The 15039-nt window shown below is 72.6% G+C and carries 13 protein-coding genes and 1 tRNA gene; 7 read left to right on the top strand and 7 right to left on the bottom strand.

All coding sequences use genetic code 11. The annotated features are described in order from the left end of the window. Nucleotides 1-80: 80 nt before the first annotated feature. Nucleotides 81-1088 (bottom strand): hypothetical protein, encoded by a 1008-nt coding sequence (locus EES42_RS25505; protein WP_124720575.1) that lies wholly within the window; start codon nt 1086-1088, stop codon nt 81-83. Between the two features lie 442 nt (nt 1089-1530). On the opposite strand from EES42_RS25505, the gene EES42_RS25500 reads away from it, so the two are divergent. Genes EES42_RS25500 through EES42_RS25490 form a run of 3 tightly spaced genes read left to right on the top strand, consistent with a single transcriptional unit; the run spans nt 1531 to nt 5640 of the window. Then, nucleotides 1531-2964, top strand: coding sequence for an FGGY family carbohydrate kinase (locus EES42_RS25500; RefSeq protein WP_124720574.1), 1434 nt, complete (start codon nt 1531-1533; stop codon nt 2962-2964). Nucleotides 2965-2983: 19 nt separating this feature from the next. Further along, entirely contained in the window at nt 2984-4408 is a 1425-nt protein-coding gene (locus EES42_RS25495) for an NAD(P)/FAD-dependent oxidoreductase (RefSeq protein WP_124720884.1), read from the top strand. Then, complete coding sequence (locus EES42_RS25490; RefSeq protein ID WP_124720573.1) at nt 4405-5640, top strand: NAD(P)/FAD-dependent oxidoreductase; 1236 nt, start codon at nt 4405-4407, stop codon at nt 5638-5640. The genes EES42_RS25495 and EES42_RS25490 overlap by 4 nt, the downstream gene beginning before the upstream one ends. A gap of 7 nt (nt 5641-5647) precedes the next feature. On the opposite strand, the gene EES42_RS25485 is transcribed toward EES42_RS25490, so the two are convergent. Together EES42_RS25485 and EES42_RS25480 are read right to left on the bottom strand one after the other, a co-directional pair. Beyond that, entirely contained in the window at nt 5648-6160 is a 513-nt protein-coding gene (locus tag EES42_RS25485; RefSeq protein ID WP_241196582.1) for a hypothetical protein, read from the bottom strand. Nucleotides 6161-6280: 120 nt separating this feature from the next. After that, entirely contained in the window at nt 6281-6808 is a 528-nt protein-coding gene (locus tag EES42_RS25480; protein ID WP_124720572.1) for a DUF309 domain-containing protein, read from the bottom strand. 108 nt (nt 6809-6916) lie between these two features. Here EES42_RS25480 and EES42_RS25475 point away from each other — a divergent pair, with 108 nt between their 5' ends. From EES42_RS25475 to EES42_RS25460, 4 genes are all read left to right on the top strand, one after another. Next, nucleotides 6917-9550, top strand: a complete 2634-nt coding sequence (locus EES42_RS25475) for an ATP-binding protein (RefSeq protein WP_124720571.1) — start codon at nt 6917-6919, stop codon at nt 9548-9550. A gap of 49 nt (nt 9551-9599) precedes the next feature. Next, nucleotides 9600-9673, top strand: a tRNA-Pro gene (locus EES42_RS25470). A 249-nt stretch (nt 9674-9922) separates the two neighbouring features. After that, a complete protein-coding gene (locus EES42_RS25465) occupies nt 9923-10489 on the top strand; it encodes a GNAT family N-acetyltransferase (RefSeq protein ID WP_124720570.1) in 567 nt (188 codons plus the stop codon). Nucleotides 10490-10596: 107 nt separating this feature from the next. Next, nucleotides 10597-11823 carry a cytochrome P450 family protein gene (locus tag EES42_RS25460; protein WP_124720569.1) on the top strand — a complete coding sequence of 409 codons (1227 nt, stop codon included), beginning with the start codon at nt 10597-10599 and terminating at the stop codon, nt 11821-11823. Between the two features lie 26 nt (nt 11824-11849). On the opposite strand, the gene EES42_RS25455 is transcribed toward EES42_RS25460, so the two are convergent. From EES42_RS25455 to EES42_RS25440, 4 genes are all read right to left on the bottom strand, one after another. Then, nucleotides 11850-12344 carry an FBP domain-containing protein gene (locus EES42_RS25455; RefSeq protein ID WP_124720568.1) on the bottom strand — a complete coding sequence of 165 codons (495 nt, stop codon included), beginning with the start codon at nt 12342-12344 and terminating at the stop codon, nt 11850-11852. 55 nt (nt 12345-12399) lie between these two features. Then, on the bottom strand, nt 12400-12912 hold the full coding sequence (locus tag EES42_RS25450) for a nucleotide triphosphate diphosphatase NUDT15 (protein WP_124720567.1): 513 nt from the start codon (nt 12910-12912) through the stop codon (nt 12400-12402). A gap of 174 nt (nt 12913-13086) precedes the next feature. Beyond that, on the bottom strand, nt 13087-13986 hold the full coding sequence (locus EES42_RS25445) for a hypothetical protein (protein WP_124720566.1): 900 nt from the start codon (nt 13984-13986) through the stop codon (nt 13087-13089). Further along, nucleotides 13983-14996: an SPFH domain-containing protein gene (locus EES42_RS25440; RefSeq protein WP_124720565.1), complete on the bottom strand. Its 1014-nt coding sequence runs from the start codon at nt 14994-14996 to the stop codon at nt 13983-13985. Before EES42_RS25440 ends, EES42_RS25445 begins: the two co-directional genes overlap by 4 nt. Nucleotides 14997-15039 lie beyond the last annotated feature (43 nt).

Below are 15039 nucleotides of genomic sequence, written 5' to 3'. Positions count from 1 at the left end.
CCTCCATGAGCGGTGGTGAAAAGGGACGGTCGGTCATCGGTTCGGGACGGGGCGGGCACAGGGCATCGCGGTGCCGTCGCTCAGCGCTGCGGCCCCCGTCCGGGGCCGCGGGAGACGGAGAGGCAGCGGCTGCGGGCGCGCAGGAAGACGTCCTCCGCGTCTCCGGGGCCCTTGCGGCCCCGTGTGCGGTACACCCATGGAACCGAGGTGAAATAGGGGCCGAGCTCCTCGAACACCATTGCGGCGTCGGCGAATTGGAGGGCTCCCCACAGGGCGTGGGCCAGGTGGTTGAGATCGAGCAGGGAGTGCGAGATCGGTGGTGTGCGACGGAACCAGAGCTCCAGCGCACGGGCCGCGTCCCGTTCCGCGTCCTCGGTGACCCAGTGCAGGTCCAGGGCCTTCTCGTGGCCCTGCTCGCGGCGGTAGCGCTCGACCCGCACATACAGCGGCAGCACGTGCAGCGCGGAGCCGTCCGGTGCCGCGGAGGCGGCCCACTGGACGAAGTTGACGGCCTCCGAGAGCGATCCTCCGGCCTTTCGCGCGTACACGAACTGGAGCATCCGGTGGTAGGCCTCGCGGTTGCACGGATCGCGCTTGTCGGCCTCGGCCAGCAGTCCCCACGGACCGGGGAAGAGCATCGGCCCCGGCGGGTGCAGCCGGTGTTCCTCCAGCTGCTGGTGTTCGTCGAGCTGGGACAGGGCGAGCAGGCACACCCAGGGCACCGGGTCCGCGGGCGAGGCGTTCGCCGCCGTCCGGCACGCCTGCCAGGCCTCCGACCACAGTTCCTGGGCCCGGTGGTGGGCCTCGCGGTGGGCGCGCACCGCCCGTTCGACGACGACCCGCGCGTGCATCACCGCGGCGGCGGTGCTCCGGGGGTCCTCGGCCAGCCAGGCCTGCACCGCGTCCGAACCGGCGGCGACCGCTCCGAGCACCTGGGTGCGCTGGGTCCACAGGGTCCAGTCCGGGGTGCTCTCCAGCAGATTGCGCATGGACATCCAGCGTCCGGTGCGCAAGTCCTGTAACGCGACCCGCAGATCGTTGTCATGGCCGGCCGGGTGGTAGACCGGCCGGAAATCACTGTTGGCCATGGACTCGTCCTGTCCCTGAGCGACAGGCCGGCATATGACGGTCGGGAGATCTCCTCAGCACGTCACGCAACCCGTTGGTGGCGTGGAGCCCGTGCAGCTGCGGAAGGCCGGGGCACCGGTGGTCGGGGGCTCGGGGCAGGGTGTCGGTCTCATCAATCCTCAAGGACGTGGGGGGTGAAGCAGCTGTTGAAAATCGAACTGCCCTAAAGCGTCCGGTTGTTGCTCGGCGGTGAGTGTAAGGCCAGTCGCTCCGAACCCCGGACCGATTCGCGGATCTTACTCAAGTCGGTTGGTTCACCAGGACGTTGAAAGATGTACTGGTTGTTCCGGTCGCGTCCCGGACGGCCCTTGACGTACGCGGTGGTCTGCACCACTCTGGGCGTCGAGTTCAGTGATCACGATTCCGTTCAAGCCGCAGAGCTTCCGCACCACTGGAGAGTCGATGACAGGCCCGGTACTCGCCGTGGACCAGGGCACGTCGGGGACGAAGGCTCTGGTGATCTGCCCCGAGCGCGGTGTGATCGGTTCCGCTTCCGTGCCGGTGAGACCGCGGCACGGCGCCGGGGGAGTGGTCGAGGCCGACCCCGCCGAACTGCTCGGCTCGGTCGTCGAAGCCGGCCGCCGGGCGTTACGGGAAGCCGCCGAACCCGTAGTCGCGGTCGGCCTCGCCAACCAGGGCGAGACGGTGCTCGCCTGGGACCGGGAAACCGGACGGCCGCTCACCGACGCGATCGTCTGGCAGGACCGGCGCGCCGCCTCGATCTGCACCGAACTCACCTCGTACGACGAAGAGCTGACCGGCCTCACCGGGCTTCCGCTCGACCCGTACTTCGCCGCCCCGAAGATGGCCTGGATCCGCCGGGAACTCACCCGCGAGGGCGTCGTCACCACCAGCGACTCCTGGCTCGTCCACCAGCTGACCGGCGCGTTCGTCACCGACGTGGCCACAGCGGGCCGCACCCAACTGCTCGACCTCGACCGGGCCGGCTGGTCGCCCCGGGCCCTGGAAGTCTTCGGCCTCGGCGACGAGGCACTGCCCGACGTCGTCGACTGCGACAGCACGGTCGGCACGACGACCGCCTTCGGCGGCGAACTCCCGCTGACCGGGCTGCTCGTCGACCAGCAGGCGGCGCTGCTCGCCCAGAACGCCCTGGACCCGGGCAACGCCAAATGCACCTACGGAACGGGCGCCTTCCTGCTCGCCCAGACCGGGCCCGTCCCGCGCCGCGGCTCCACCGGACTGGTCAGCTGCGTCGCCTGGCGGCTCGGCGGCCGTACGAGCTACTGCCTCGACGGGCAGGTCTACACCGCCGCGTCCGCCGTCGACTGGCTCACCGGCCTGGGGGTGATCTCCGGCGCGGCCGACCTCGACCCGGTCGGGGCGTCCGTGCCCGACTCCGGCGGCGTCACCTTCGTACCGGCACTCGCCGGACTCGCCGCCCCCTGGTGGCGCGGCGACCTGCGCGGATCGGTGACCGGCCTCGGCCTCGGCACCACCCGGGGTCATCTGGTGCGCGCCCTGTGCGAAGGCATCGCTGCCCAGGTCGTCGAACTCACCGAGGCGGTCGCCACCGATCTCGGCTCACCACTGACCTCGCTCCGCGTCGACGGCGGCCTGACCCGCTCCGGACTCCTCATGCAGACCCAGGCCGACCTGCTGCAACGGCCCGTAGAGGTGTCCGCACTGCCCGACGTCACCGCACTCGGCGTCGGAGCCGTCGCCCGGCTCGGCCTCGACCCGCGACTCCCCGTCCGGCAGGCCCTGCCCGACTGGAAGCCCGCCGCCGTGTACGAACCCCGGATCGGCGCCGACGAGGCGGCCGAACGGCTCGCCGGGTTCCGGACCGCCGTACAGACCCTGCTGGACCATGCCTGAGACGTACGAGAGCCACCCGATGCCCCTCACGATCACCACGGCCGGTGAACTCACCGCCGACGAGCCGTCCGGCACCCAGCCCTACGACGTGACCGTCGTCGGCGCGGGCGTCGTCGGCGCCGCAATCGCCCGCGAACTGGCCCGCTACCGGCTGCGCACCGCACTCCTGGACGCCTCCGACGACATCGGCAACGGCACGTCGAAGGCCAACACCGCCATCCTGCACACCGGATTCGACGCCGTACCCGGCTCCCTGGAAGCCCGGCTCGTACGCGAGGGGCAGCACAGACTCCGCGCGTACGCGGCCGAGACCGGCATCCCCGTCGAACGCGTCGGAGCCCTGCTCGTCGCCTGGGACGAAGAACAACTGGCCGCACTGCCCGCCCTGTTGGCGAAGGCGGAGCGGAACGACTACCGCGCGGCACGCCTCCTGGACGCCGGGGAACTGCGCGCCCGCGAACCCCATCTGGGACCGGGCGCCCTCGGAGCGCTCGAAATCCCCGACGAGAGCATCATCTGCCCCTGGACCACCCCGCTCGCCTACGCCATCCAGGCCGTACGCGCCGGAGTCCATCTGCACCTCAACTGCCGGGTACGGCACATCGACAGCGACGACGAAGTCCACACCCTCACCACCACCCGGGGGCCGCTGCGCACCCGCCACCTGATCAACGCCGCCGGACTCCACGCCGACGAACTCGACCGGGAACTCGGCCACGACGACTTCACCGTCACCCCGCGCCGGGGCCAGCTCATCGTCTTCGACAAGCTCGCCCGCGATCTCGTCGACCACATCCTGCTGCCGGTGCCCACCGCCGCCGGGAAGGGCGTACTGGTCGCACCGACCGTCTTCGGCAATGTGCTGCTCGGCCCCACCGCCGAGGACCTCGACGACAAGACCGCCACCGGCTCGACCGCCGGCGCGATCGCCCTGCTGCGCGAGAAGGGCCGCCGCATCCTGCCCGCACTGCTCGACGAGGAAGTCACCGCCGTCTACGCCGGACTCCGTGCCGCGACCGGCCAGGAGGACTACCGCATCAAGTCCCGGCCGGAGCGGCGCCACATCACCGTCGGCGGCATCCGCTCCACCGGACTCACCGCCTCCATGGCCATCGCCGCACACGTCGTCGACCTGCTCGGCGACTCGGGCCTCGATCTCGGCACCCCGTCCGAACTGCCGCCCGTCACCATGCCCAACCTCGGCGAGGCCTTCCCGCGCCCGTACCAGGACGCCGAACGCGTCGCGGCCGACCCCGCGTACGGCACGCTGGTCTGCCACTGCGAGCGGGTCTCCGCGGGCGAGATCAGGGACGCACTGGCCGGCCCGGTGCCGCCGCGCTCCCCGGACGGTCTGCGCCGCAGGACGAGAGCCGGGAACGGGCGCTGCCAGGGGTTCTACTGCGGGGCCGCGGTCCGCGCACTCTTCGAGGAAGCCCGGTCATGACCCGGCACGAGCGGACCGTCGACGTGCTGATCGTCGGGGGCGGCCCGGCCGGCCTCGGCGCCGGGGCCGAACTCGCCGCGTCCGGCGCGGGCCGGGTCGAGATCCTGGAACGCGAACAGGCCGCCGGCGGCATCCCCCGCCACTGCCACCACGGCGGATTCGGCGGCCACACCATGGGCCGGGGAGGCGCGACCGGGCCCGCGTACGCCCGGAGCTGCGTGGCCGCCGCCGAACGCGCCGGAGCCACACTGCGTACCGGAGTCACCGTCACCGGCTGGGCCGGACCGCTGACCGTGGACACCACCGCACCCACCGGCCTCGAACGGATCACCGCCCGCGCGGTGATTCTCGCCACCGGCGCCCGCGAACGCCCCCGCAGCGCCCGCCTGGTCCCCGGCAGCCGCCCGCCCGGCGTCTACACCACCGGCGAGCTCCAGCAGGCCGTCCACCTGTACCGGCAACGCATCGGCACCCGGGCCGTCGTCATCGGCGACGGGCCCATCAGCCGTGCCGCGGCCGACACCCTGCGCATCGCGGGCGTGGACGTCGTCGCCGTGGTCAGCGACCGGCCGGTTTCCCGGCTCACCGCCCTGACCCGGACCGGCGACCGAACCCCGGTCCTCGGCCGCACCACCCTCACCGCCCTGACCGGCCGGGAACGGCTCACCGGGGTCCTGGTGCGGCACCACGACGGCCGGACCGCGACCCTGCGCTGCGACACCGTCGTCTTCACCGGCGACTGGATCCCCGACCACGAACTGGCCCGGCGCGGCGAGATCACCCTCGACCCCGGCACCCGCGGCCCCGCGTACGACGCATCCCACCGCACGAACCGCACCGGAGTCTTCGCCGTCGGCAACCTGCTGCACGGCGTGGAGAGCGCGGGCGTCGCCCTCGCCGAGGGCCGGGCCGTCGCCGCGCCCGTACTGCGCCACCTGACAGCCGGCGAGTGGCCCACCGGACGGCCGTCCATCGCGGTCGAATCCCCACTGCGGTGGATCGCCCCGAACCTCGTCGGCCCGGCCGGCGACCTCCCGCTCCACGGCCGCCTCACCCTGCGCACCGACCGGCGACTCACCGCGCCGCTGCTCCTAGTCCGCCAGGACGGCCGGGAGCTCCACCGGCAGCGGTTGTTGCTGCCCGCCGTACCGGACCGCCCGTTCCACCTGCGCGGAGACTGGCTCGACCGGGCCGATCCGCACGGCGGGACCGTACGGATCTCGGCGCGCTGACCGTACGTCAGGGAATCAGCAGCCAGTCCGAGCCGATCGCCGCGACCAGGCCGACGGCGAGCAGCCAACTGCCGAGCCGGGTACGGCCGTTGCGGCTCAGCTCGATCACGATCCCGCACAGGATCAGCGCGAGCCCGTACACCCCGACCACCAGGACGGACGACCGGCTGGCGATCCGCAGCGCGAGGACCACCGCCATCGCGGCCATGCCGACCGAGGAGAGAACCATCCGCAGCCGTCTCGCCTGGCGCGGTGTCAGCTTCCGGTCCTCGGTGTCCTCGTCCGCCCCCGGCTGCGTCTCCAGCTCCGGCTCCGTGTCCAGACCCGGCTCCGTCTCCGCCCCCGCGACAGTCCCGGTCACGGTCGCGGTCTCGGCCTCGGTCTCAGGCTCGGTCGCGGTCTCGGCCCGGGGCTCGGTCTCGGCCTTGGCCTCGGAAGTGGCCTCGGAACCGGCCTTGGAACCGGCCTCGGGGACAGGTATCGGGGTGTCCACGGCCTGGTCCTGGTCAGAAATGCTCATGACGCGCGATCGTAATGGGTACGGGCGGCCCTGTTCACCGCTCCGGGCGACGGGCGGCGCAATATGACCCGGCTCCGGTGTCTGCCCGGCCACATCCCGGCCCTCGGTTCCACGGCCCGGCTAACGCGTCGGGGGCCGCAGACACGGCGCCTCGGCGATCGCATCGACCGGCTTGCCGCGCAGCGCCCCGTCACCGGCCGCCCCGTCACTGTCGGCCGCCTCCACCCGCCCCGCCAGCTCCCCGGCCCAGCCGATCAGCCCGTCGACACCCATCCCGTACGGCCGGGCCCCGGCGAACTCCGCGAGTGCCGCCGCCCCGCGCCGCAGCAGCCGCGCCCCGCCCGTCGCATTGCCCCGGGCCGCATGGGTCAGCCCCACGGCCAGCTGCGCGAGACCGCGCCACAACTCCCGCTCCGCCACCGGGCCCGACTTCCACGCGTCCTCGAACACCTCGTGCGCATGGAACGGCATTCCCGCGTCCAGCAGCCGCTGCGCCTCGCGCACCGTCTCCTCCGGGGCACGGACCACCCCCTCCGGCTGCCGTTCGACCCCCGGAGCCCCGTAGGGAAGGGGGCGTCCCAGCCCGTCGCGCGGGCGGGCGTTGCGCGCCCGGCCCTCGATGTCGCGGTCCCTGCCAGTCTCTTCCACGCCACGATTGTGCCCCGCACCTGCGGCGAACTGTCCGAACCACTGTCCGTGGACCCCCGGACACGACTAGTGTCGAAAGCCATCCGCACCACCCTGGGGAGGGTAGGCATGAAGCCGTCCCGGCCGCTGTACGAGCGCGAACCGGAACTCGCTGCCGCCACACAAGCCGTGGACGCCCTTTGTGGCGCCCAGGCCGTCGGCGGGCTGCTGATCTTCAGCGGCGAGGCAGGCATCGGCAAGACAGCACTGCTCGGCGAGATCCAGACGATCGCCGCCGACCGCTGCACCGTCTGGTCCGCGAGAGGCGGCGAAACGGTCACCTCCGTCCCGTTCCACGTCGTGCGCCAACTGCTGCAACCAGCACTCGACCGGTTCCCGCCCGACGAGGTGCGGGCCCTGTTCGGGTCCTGGTTCGAGATCGCCGCACCCGCCCTCGGACTGGCCGAGCCGACCGGCCCGCAGCCCGATCCGCAAGGTGTGCGGGACGGCCTCGACTTCGTGGTGGCCCGGCTCGCGTCCCGGCTGAGTCACCGTCCGCTGCTGCTCATCATCGACGACGCGCACTGGGCGGACGGCGAATCCCTCGCCTGGCTCGCCTCTTTCACCGCCCGCCTCGGCGAACTGCCCGTCCTGGTGGTCCAGGCACACCGGCCGGAAGAGCTGGCCGCGCGGCAGAAGGAGAGCGGACTCGGCAGCGCCCACCCCTCCCAGGTCCGGGTCGCGCTGCGCGCCCTCACCCCCGACGCCACCGCGGAACTGGTCCGCGCGGCCCTCGGCGAACACGCCGACGACCCGTTCTGCCGAGAGGTGTGGGCCGTCACCGGCGGCAACCCCTACGAGGCTGTCGAACTCGTCGCCAAGGTCCAGGACCGCGAACTGGCACCGCTGGAGGAGTCGGCCGGACTGCTGCGCGAGCTCGGCGCCTCGGCCCGCGGCAGCGGCCTCGTGGCCCGGCTCGAACGACTCGGCACCAACGCCAACCGGTTCGCCTGGGCCGCCGCCGTCCTCGGCACCGACATCTCCCAGGACCTCGCCGCCACCCTGGCCGGCATGAGCTCCGCCGAGGCCGCCGACTGCACGGCGCGGCTGCGCGAGGCCCGTATCGTCACCGGCTTCGATCCGCTGGAGTTCGTCCACCCGCTCATCGCGAGCGCGGTGTACCGGTCCATCCCGCCGGCCACCCGCACCGCCATGCACGGCCGCGCCGCCTGGGCGATCACCCGCGCGGGACTCGGCCCCGCGGCGGCCTCCCGCCACCTGCTCGAAGTGCACCCGGACGACGACCAGGAACTGGTCGAGCAGCTCCGCGAAGCGGCCAAACAGCACCTCGCCGTCGGTGCCCCGGAAGCCGCCCGCCGCTGCCTCGAACGAGCCCTGCAGGAGCCACCGCGTCAACGCGTGAAGGCCACCCTGCTGTACGAACTGGGCTGCGCCACCCTGCTCAGCTCCCCGGCCACCACCGTCCAGCACCTGCGCGACGCCCTCGACATGCCCGGACTCGACGTCGACCAGCGGGTCGACGCCACCTACCGGCTCGCGGCCGCGCACTCGCACAACAACCAGCTCAAGGAAGCGGCGAGCGCCCTCGCCGCGGAGGCCGCCCGCACCGCCCCGGGCCCCGGCCTGATGCGGCTCCAGGCGGCCCACTTCCTCTGGGAGGGCATGCAGGCGGGCGAGGAGGACGGCCCCGGCCGATCCGGCCGCCTCGCACGGAACGCCGACCACCTGCAGGGCCGCGACAACGCCGAGCGCGCCCTGCTCACGCTCCGCGCCTTCGACGCCATGCTGCGCGGCGAGAACTCCCAGCTGATCGTCGATCTCTGCGAACGCGCCCTGGTCGACGGCCACCCCGCCCGGGGACTGGGCTGGACCGACTCGGAGTGGGGCTTCGAACTGCCGACCCTCGTCGGCATCACCTACGCCTTCACCGACCATCTCGACCGGGCCGAGCAACTCTTCGGCGAGGCCGTCCGCGCCTTCGAGATCTCCGGCTGGAGCGGCGCGCACCTCGCGTTCGCGCACACCCTGCTCGGACTGGTCCACCGCCGACGCGGACGTCTCGCCGAGGCCGAGGGCTTCCTGCGCGAAGGACTGCGCCTCGCCGACCGCGTCGGCAGCGGACTTCCGGTCCACTGGGACGCGGCCTGCCTGCTCATCGACACCCTGGTCGCCCGGGGCCGGGTCACCGAGGCCCGCGAGATCGCCGACCGCTACGCCTTCGGCGCGCCCTACCCGAGCGCGATGGTGCTGCCCGACGGCCCGTGCGTCCGCGGTCGGCTGCTGCTGGCCGAAGGCCGTACGAAGGAAGCCATCGTCGAACTCGAAGCGGCCGGCCATGCTCTCGAACCCCGAGGCAGGTTCAACGGGGTGTGGGCACCCTGGGCCGGTGACCTGGCCCGGGCCCTGACCGAGGAGGACCCGGCCCGCGCCGCCCAACTCGCCACCACGGCCCGGGTGCACGCCGAGCGCTTCGGCACGGACACCGCGATCGGTGAGGCACTGCGCTGTGTCGCCCTGTTCGCCGCCCCCGAGGACGCCACCCACCTGCTGGCCGAGTCGGTCCGCCACCTGGAGGCATCCCCGTCCGCGTACGAACACGCGTTGGCCCTCGTCGACTACGGCATCGCGATCCGCTCACCGCGCGAACTCGCCCGGGCCCACAAACTGGCCACCGCATGCGGTGCGGAATCCCTGGCAAACCGCGCCCACCAGGCACGGGCGTCGATCCGGTCCTCGGAGTGAGGTAATGTTTGTCCTGCGAGCCCGCCGGGAAACACCGGGGGAACCGCATCGGGACGTGGCGCAGCTTGGTAGCGCACTTGACTGGGGGTCAAGGGGTCGCAGGTTCAAATCCTGTCGTCCCGACTTGTGAGAGTCGCAGGTCGAAGGGTCGTTCCAGAGAAATCTGGAGCGGCCCTTCGGCCGTTCCCGGGTCGGTCGGGGCCCGGGTGCCCGGCTTCCTGTCGCCTCGCCGAAGGCGTACAACCGCTGCTCCCGCGCACCGAGTTGCCCGGCGCCCTGCCGGATTCCCAGCGGCTGGACGCGCCGCCGGCCGACCGGCGATATCCGGTCTTGGAGCTGTGGTGATGGCACCGGACAAGGCACGATCAACCCATGAAGAATCAGCCGAGAACCTTACCCGCCGCCCCTGTTCGCCTTGCCGGGCAGAACATCGTGCTCAGGGAGTGGGACGAAGCGGACATCCCCGCGTTGATCGAGATGTACGACGATCCGGAGATCGACCGCTGGACGCCCGTACCCTCACCGTTCGACGCGGAAGCCGCTCGCGCGTACCTCGGGCGGGCCCGTGAAGCCCGTGCCGAGGGCCGTCGTGTGCAACTGGCCATCACGGCCGACGGCGGGCAGCCGCAGGGCGAGGTGCTGATCTGGTGGGACGACCTGGACGACCGGGACATCGAACTCGCCTACGGTGTCGGATCCCGGTTCCGGCGTCGGGGGCTGGCGTCCGCAGCGGTCACGGTCGCCACCGGGTACGCCCTTCAGCACTGCGGAGCGAGGCGCGTGCTGCTCCGGATAGAGGCCGACAACGCCCCGAGTGCCGCCGTGGCACGATCTGCGGGATTCGCGCCCACCACGGACGAACCCGTCGCGCGGGAGGCGAAGGGGCGGAGAGTGCTGCTGCGGACCTGGGGCCACGGGAACGGCGAACCGGCGCCCTGACCCGCCTCGGCGCCCCGAGCGGCCCGGACGCCCGGGGCCACTCGGCCCACTACGCTGGTACGAAGCAGGCTGAACGGGGCAGAGCGGAGTGGTCTCAGGGAGGCGTGATGAGTCAGCAGCCGGTCCTTCTTCCCTACACCGATCCGGCCTTCGTGGCCGACCCCTTCCCGGTCTACCGGCAGCTGCGCGAGGACGGCCCGGTACGGTGTGCCGTCATCGCCGGGGGCCTGGAGGCGTGGCTCGTCACACGGTACGAGGACGGCCTCGCGGCCCTCTCCGACCCGCGGCTGAGCAGCGACGTCGCCGATGCGTCGGACCCCCGGCTCATCGAGCGGCTGCCCGCCACGGACCGCGGATCCGTACTGCGCAACATGCTCCGCACCGATCCCCCCGACCACACCCGACTGCGCCGCCTGGTGTCCAAGGCGTTCACCGCGCGCAGCGTGGCCGAGCTGCGGCCCCGCGTCCAGGAGATCGCCGACCGGCTGCTCGACGAGATCGTGTCCGACGGGTGCGCGGACCTCGTGGGCGGTTTCGCGCTGCCGCTCCCGGTCACCGTGATCAGTGAACTGCTCGGCGTCCCGGTGACGGACCGGGGCGACTTCCAGCGGTGGACCGACGACCTGGTCCTGCAGGGCGCCGAGCCGCCGGATCCGGCGCGGACCGACGAGGCGTGGCGGCGCATGCACGGCTATCTGACCGGGCTGATCGGGGCGAAGCGGGCCCGGCCCGGGCACGACCTGCTCAGTGCCCTGGTGGCCGCCCGGGACGAGGAGCGGAGGCTGGACGAGGACGAGCTGATCGCCATGGCCTTCCTGCTGCTGGCGGCCGGATACATCACCACCGTCAACCTCATCGGCAGCGGGATCGCGGCGCTGCTCGCCCACCCCGACCAGTTCCGGCGGCTGCGGGAGGACCCGGCGCTGCTGCCGGGGGCGATCGAGGAGTTCCTGCGCTTCGACGGACCGGTCAACCCCGGCATCGCCCGGTTCGCACGCGAGGACGTCACCATCGCGGGGGTGGACATCCCGCGCGGCGCGACCGTGCTCGTGGCATCCGCGATCGCCGACCGCGATCCGGACCAATTTCCCGAACCCGACCGCCTGGACATCTCCCGGCAGGACAACGCCCACCTCGCGTTCGGACACGGCATCCACTACTGCCTGGGGGCGCCGCTGGCCCGGCTGGAGGGCCAGATCGCCATCGGCACCGCCCTGCGCCGTCTTCCCGGCCTCGCCCTGGCCGTGCCGCCCGGCGAACTGCGGTGGCGCCCAGGAGGGCTGCGCGGCCCGGAGCGACTGCCCGTCACCTTCACCGCCGGCGCCCCTGCCTGAAGGCGCTCACCGGGCCTGTCGCCACCTCAGTCGAAGAGCTTGCCCAGGAACGCGTCGAGGTTGCTCCTGGTCCGCTCCACCTGCTCCGCCACCGTCAGGGACTCCTTGAAGCGAGCGCCGGGCGCCGCGATCTTCCTGCCCCGGACATACAGCGAACAGGCGAGGTCGGTGCAGATGTACAGCCCGACCGAATTGCCCTCGCGCCCCGCCGCGCCGGTCTTGCGGGCGGTCATCAGCGAGACGCCGCTCCCCGGGTGCGTGGTGAGGCACAGCGAGCACATGCTCCGATGGAGGAAGCCGCGCTGCTGGGAGGGGAAGCGGAGCGTCACGCCGATGAGTTCGCCGCCGCGTTCGGTGACGATGTAGCTGCGCCCGGGGGCGGAGAGATCCCGCCATCCCAGGAAGTCCAGATCGTCCCAGGGCTGCTCCTCCAGATCGCGGGGGAGCGGCAGACGTTTGGCCTCTCCCTTGGAGCAGTTGACGAACGACGTACGGATGTCCTGCTCATTCACGGCCTTCATGCGGGGGACGCTAACTCTGCCTACGAGCACTAGGCAAATGATTAATGGGGCAAGGTTATGCGTCGGTCCCGGCGGCGGCCGTGCCGTCCGCGATCATCAGCCGGTGCGCGGGCGGGTGCTCGATCGAGAGGTCCGGGCGCCAGGCCGCGAGCACCTGCGCGGAGGGGGCGAACAGCGACCCGGGCAGGGCGTCGAGACCCGTCCACCGCCAGGCGCTGATCAGATGCGGTTCGGTCACCCGCGGGACTCCCGACCGTACGGTCACCTCGGCGCCCATCGACACCCGGTTGATGCCCCCGACCACGTCGTGGAGCATGGCGAAGACGCGTACGCCCGCCGCATCGGCCTCAAGCCCCGTCTCCTCACGCAGCTCACGCACGGCCGCCTCGGCGATCGACTCGTGCGTCGGGTCGACCTTGCCGCCGGGCAGTTCCCAGGTTCCGCCGTGGTGCCTGCCGAGGAGGATCCGTCCATGGCCGTCCTGTACGACGACACCCACCCCGAGCGCCGCCTGTGCCTTCGGCGGGCGGGTGTTGCGGGAAGAGTCGTCCGCGGGTGTGGTCGTCATGGTGCTCCCTGTGTTCCTCGCAGGCGGGGAGGGCCGCGGGCACGGGCCCGGCACTCCGGTCGTACGGGGCAGCCTACGGACAACCGCGTCGCCGCCCTCCGCGCGGGCCGCACCACGGAGCAACGGCCGGGCGACCCGGCGGTCAGCCGGCCGGGCTACCGGCCGGTCGGGAGATCAGACGGTCAGGCGCAGTGAGATCGCCGAGATGCCCAGCCGCACGGTCTGGCCCCATGTCAGTTCCAGTGCGTCCGTCTCCATCCCGTCGCCGAAGACCACCAGCCGGTCGGACTCGACGGTGAGCCTCAGCCCCTCTTCGCGCCCCAGCTCGCCCGCGACCTGCGAGGTGCCGGTCGCGGGCGACGGCCAGGCCTCGCGGACGAACCAGAGGAGGCGCGGATCGGTGGGTGCCGGGAGGCGGAGTTCGCTGTGGCGTTCCTGCCACAGCGAGCGGATCCAGCCCGTGGCGCCGGTGCCGGTGCCGACGAGTACGCCGGAGGAGGCCTGCGGCTCGACGGGCGCGTCGGGGGCGTCCGGGCCGAGCCGGTAGCGGGCGGTCTGATGGCCGGGCGGGCCGAGGTAGATCTCGTTGAGGGCGAGGAGGCGCTGGGTGTCGTCGGACACCGCCTCGACCATGGTGAGTTCGTCCGCCGTGCCGCCGGGGGAAACGGCCGCCCGGAGCAGGGCGGCCGCGTCGCGGGGCCGGTGACGGACGAGCACGCCCGGATTGCGCCCGGGGTCGGTGTCGATGCCCACCACGGGCTGGCCGGAGAGGTACTTGGCCGCGTTGGCGACCAGCCCGTCCTGTCCGACGACGACCACCACGTCCTCCGGCCCGAAGAGGAAGCGGTCGAGATCCGCGCGCTCCACCCGCGACTGACGCCACTGCAGCGGTACGGCCGCCGCCACGTCGGCCAGCGCCTGCCGGGTCTGCCGGTGCCGCCGTGCCACCTCGTCGATGGAGCGGCCTCGGCTGGACAGGAAGAACGCGGCCTGCCCGTGTGTGCCGTGCCGGGCCAGCAACTCCTCGTACTCGGTGGTGCGGTGGACCAGTACCGCGCGCGGGGCGAGACTCATGCCCGGGTGTCCGGTCCGGCGCTGCCGAGCTTGCTGAGCAGTCCGGTGAGCACGTCGGGGGAGAGGGTGAGGCTGTCGATGCGCGGCAGGTTCTCGGCGAGCCTGGTCGCCGCCAGGGCGTGCAGGGTCGCGGCATCCACCTCGCCGTGCACCCGCAGCCAGGCCGCCTGGGACTCCGCCCGTGCGGCGCCGACCTCGCGGGCGGCCTCGGCCTCGGCGCGGGCCAGCCGCACCTTGCGTGCCGCCTCGGCCTCGGCGCGCACCCCGTCGGCCGCCGCGTTCTCCTCGGCCTCGCGGCGGGTGTTGGTGCCGCGCTGCTCGACCAACTGCTCTTCCCTGCGGGCAAGTTCGATCTGGCTGGCGAGCTCGTTCTCGGCGATGGCCCGTTCCCGCTCCACGGCAACCGCGCGGCGCTCGTAGGTGGCCCGGTCGGCCTCCTGCTGGATCTGCTCGCGGGCGGGGGTGCGCAGGGCGCGCTCCACCTCGGCCTCGGGGCGGATCGCCACCACCCGTACCGCGACCACGTCGATCCCGGTGGCGGGCAGTCGCGGTTCGGCGGCGAGCCCTGCCGCGACCCGGTCGCGTACCGATGCGACACCGTCGACCAGCGCCTCGGCCAGCGCGGTCCTGGCCAGCACGTCCAGGGTGTGCTGCTGGGCGGTCTCGGTGAGCAGGGTGGCGATCTGCTCCAGCGGCGCACCGCGCCAGACCCCGGTGTCCGGGTCGACCGAGAAGTCCAGCCGGGCGGCCGCCTCGGCCGGGTCGCTGATCCGGTACGTCACGGTGGCCTGCACGGTCACGTCCTGGAAGTCGGAGGTGCGGGCGTGGAACGCCATCGCCAACTCCCTGTCGTTCACCGGGACTTCCGAGAGTGCGGCGCTCAATGACCGGTACCAGAAGCTCAGCCCGGGCCCGTCGTGGGCCAGCCGGCCGCGCTTGTGGTGGCGGATGTGCGCGGTGGGCGCGGAGCGCAGATGGCGCCAGCCGAAGCGCCTGGTGATGTCGGCCATGTCGGGCCCCCTCTTTTTCTCGTCATGTGGACGATAAGGGGAG

The sequence above is a fragment of the Streptomyces sp. ADI95-17 genome, from assembly GCF_003846175.1.
In the GTDB taxonomy this organism is placed as follows: Bacteria; Actinomycetota; Actinomycetes; order Streptomycetales; family Streptomycetaceae; genus Streptomyces; species Streptomyces sanglieri.
This window is presented reverse-complemented; position numbering and strand designations above follow the sequence as displayed.

Bases quoted from the DNA above. Each gene is read 5' to 3' on its own strand.
- EES42_RS25490 (WP_124720573.1), top strand. From the start codon at position 4,405: ATGACCCGGCACGAGCGGACCGTCGACGTGCTGATCGTCGGGGGCGGC.
- EES42_RS25495 (WP_124720884.1), top strand. From the start codon at position 2,984: ATGCCCCTCACGATCACCACGGCCGGTGAACTCACCGCCGACGAGCCG.
- EES42_RS25475 (WP_124720571.1), top strand. From the start codon at position 6,917: ATGAAGCCGTCCCGGCCGCTGTACGAGCGCGAACCGGAACTCGCTGCC.
- EES42_RS25465 (WP_124720570.1), top strand. From the start codon at position 9,923: ATGAAGAATCAGCCGAGAACCTTACCCGCCGCCCCTGTTCGCCTTGCC.
- EES42_RS25445 (WP_124720566.1), bottom strand. From the start codon at position 13,986: ATGAGTCTCGCCCCGCGCGCGGTACTGGTCCACCGCACCACCGAGTAC.
- EES42_RS25450 (WP_124720567.1), bottom strand. From the start codon at position 12,912: ATGACGACCACACCCGCGGACGACTCTTCCCGCAACACCCGCCCGCCG.
- EES42_RS25485 (WP_241196582.1), bottom strand. From the start codon at position 6,160: ATGAGCATTTCTGACCAGGACCAGGCCGTGGACACCCCGATACCTGTC.
- EES42_RS25460 (WP_124720569.1), top strand. From the start codon at position 10,597: ATGAGTCAGCAGCCGGTCCTTCTTCCCTACACCGATCCGGCCTTCGTG.
- EES42_RS25500 (WP_124720574.1), top strand. From the start codon at position 1,531: ATGACAGGCCCGGTACTCGCCGTGGACCAGGGCACGTCGGGGACGAAG.
- EES42_RS25455 (WP_124720568.1), bottom strand. From the start codon at position 12,344: ATGAAGGCCGTGAATGAGCAGGACATCCGTACGTCGTTCGTCAACTGC.
- EES42_RS25505 (WP_124720575.1), bottom strand. From the start codon at position 1,088: ATGGCCAACAGTGATTTCCGGCCGGTCTACCACCCGGCCGGCCATGAC.
- EES42_RS25440 (WP_124720565.1), bottom strand. From the start codon at position 14,996: ATGGCCGACATCACCAGGCGCTTCGGCTGGCGCCATCTGCGCTCCGCG.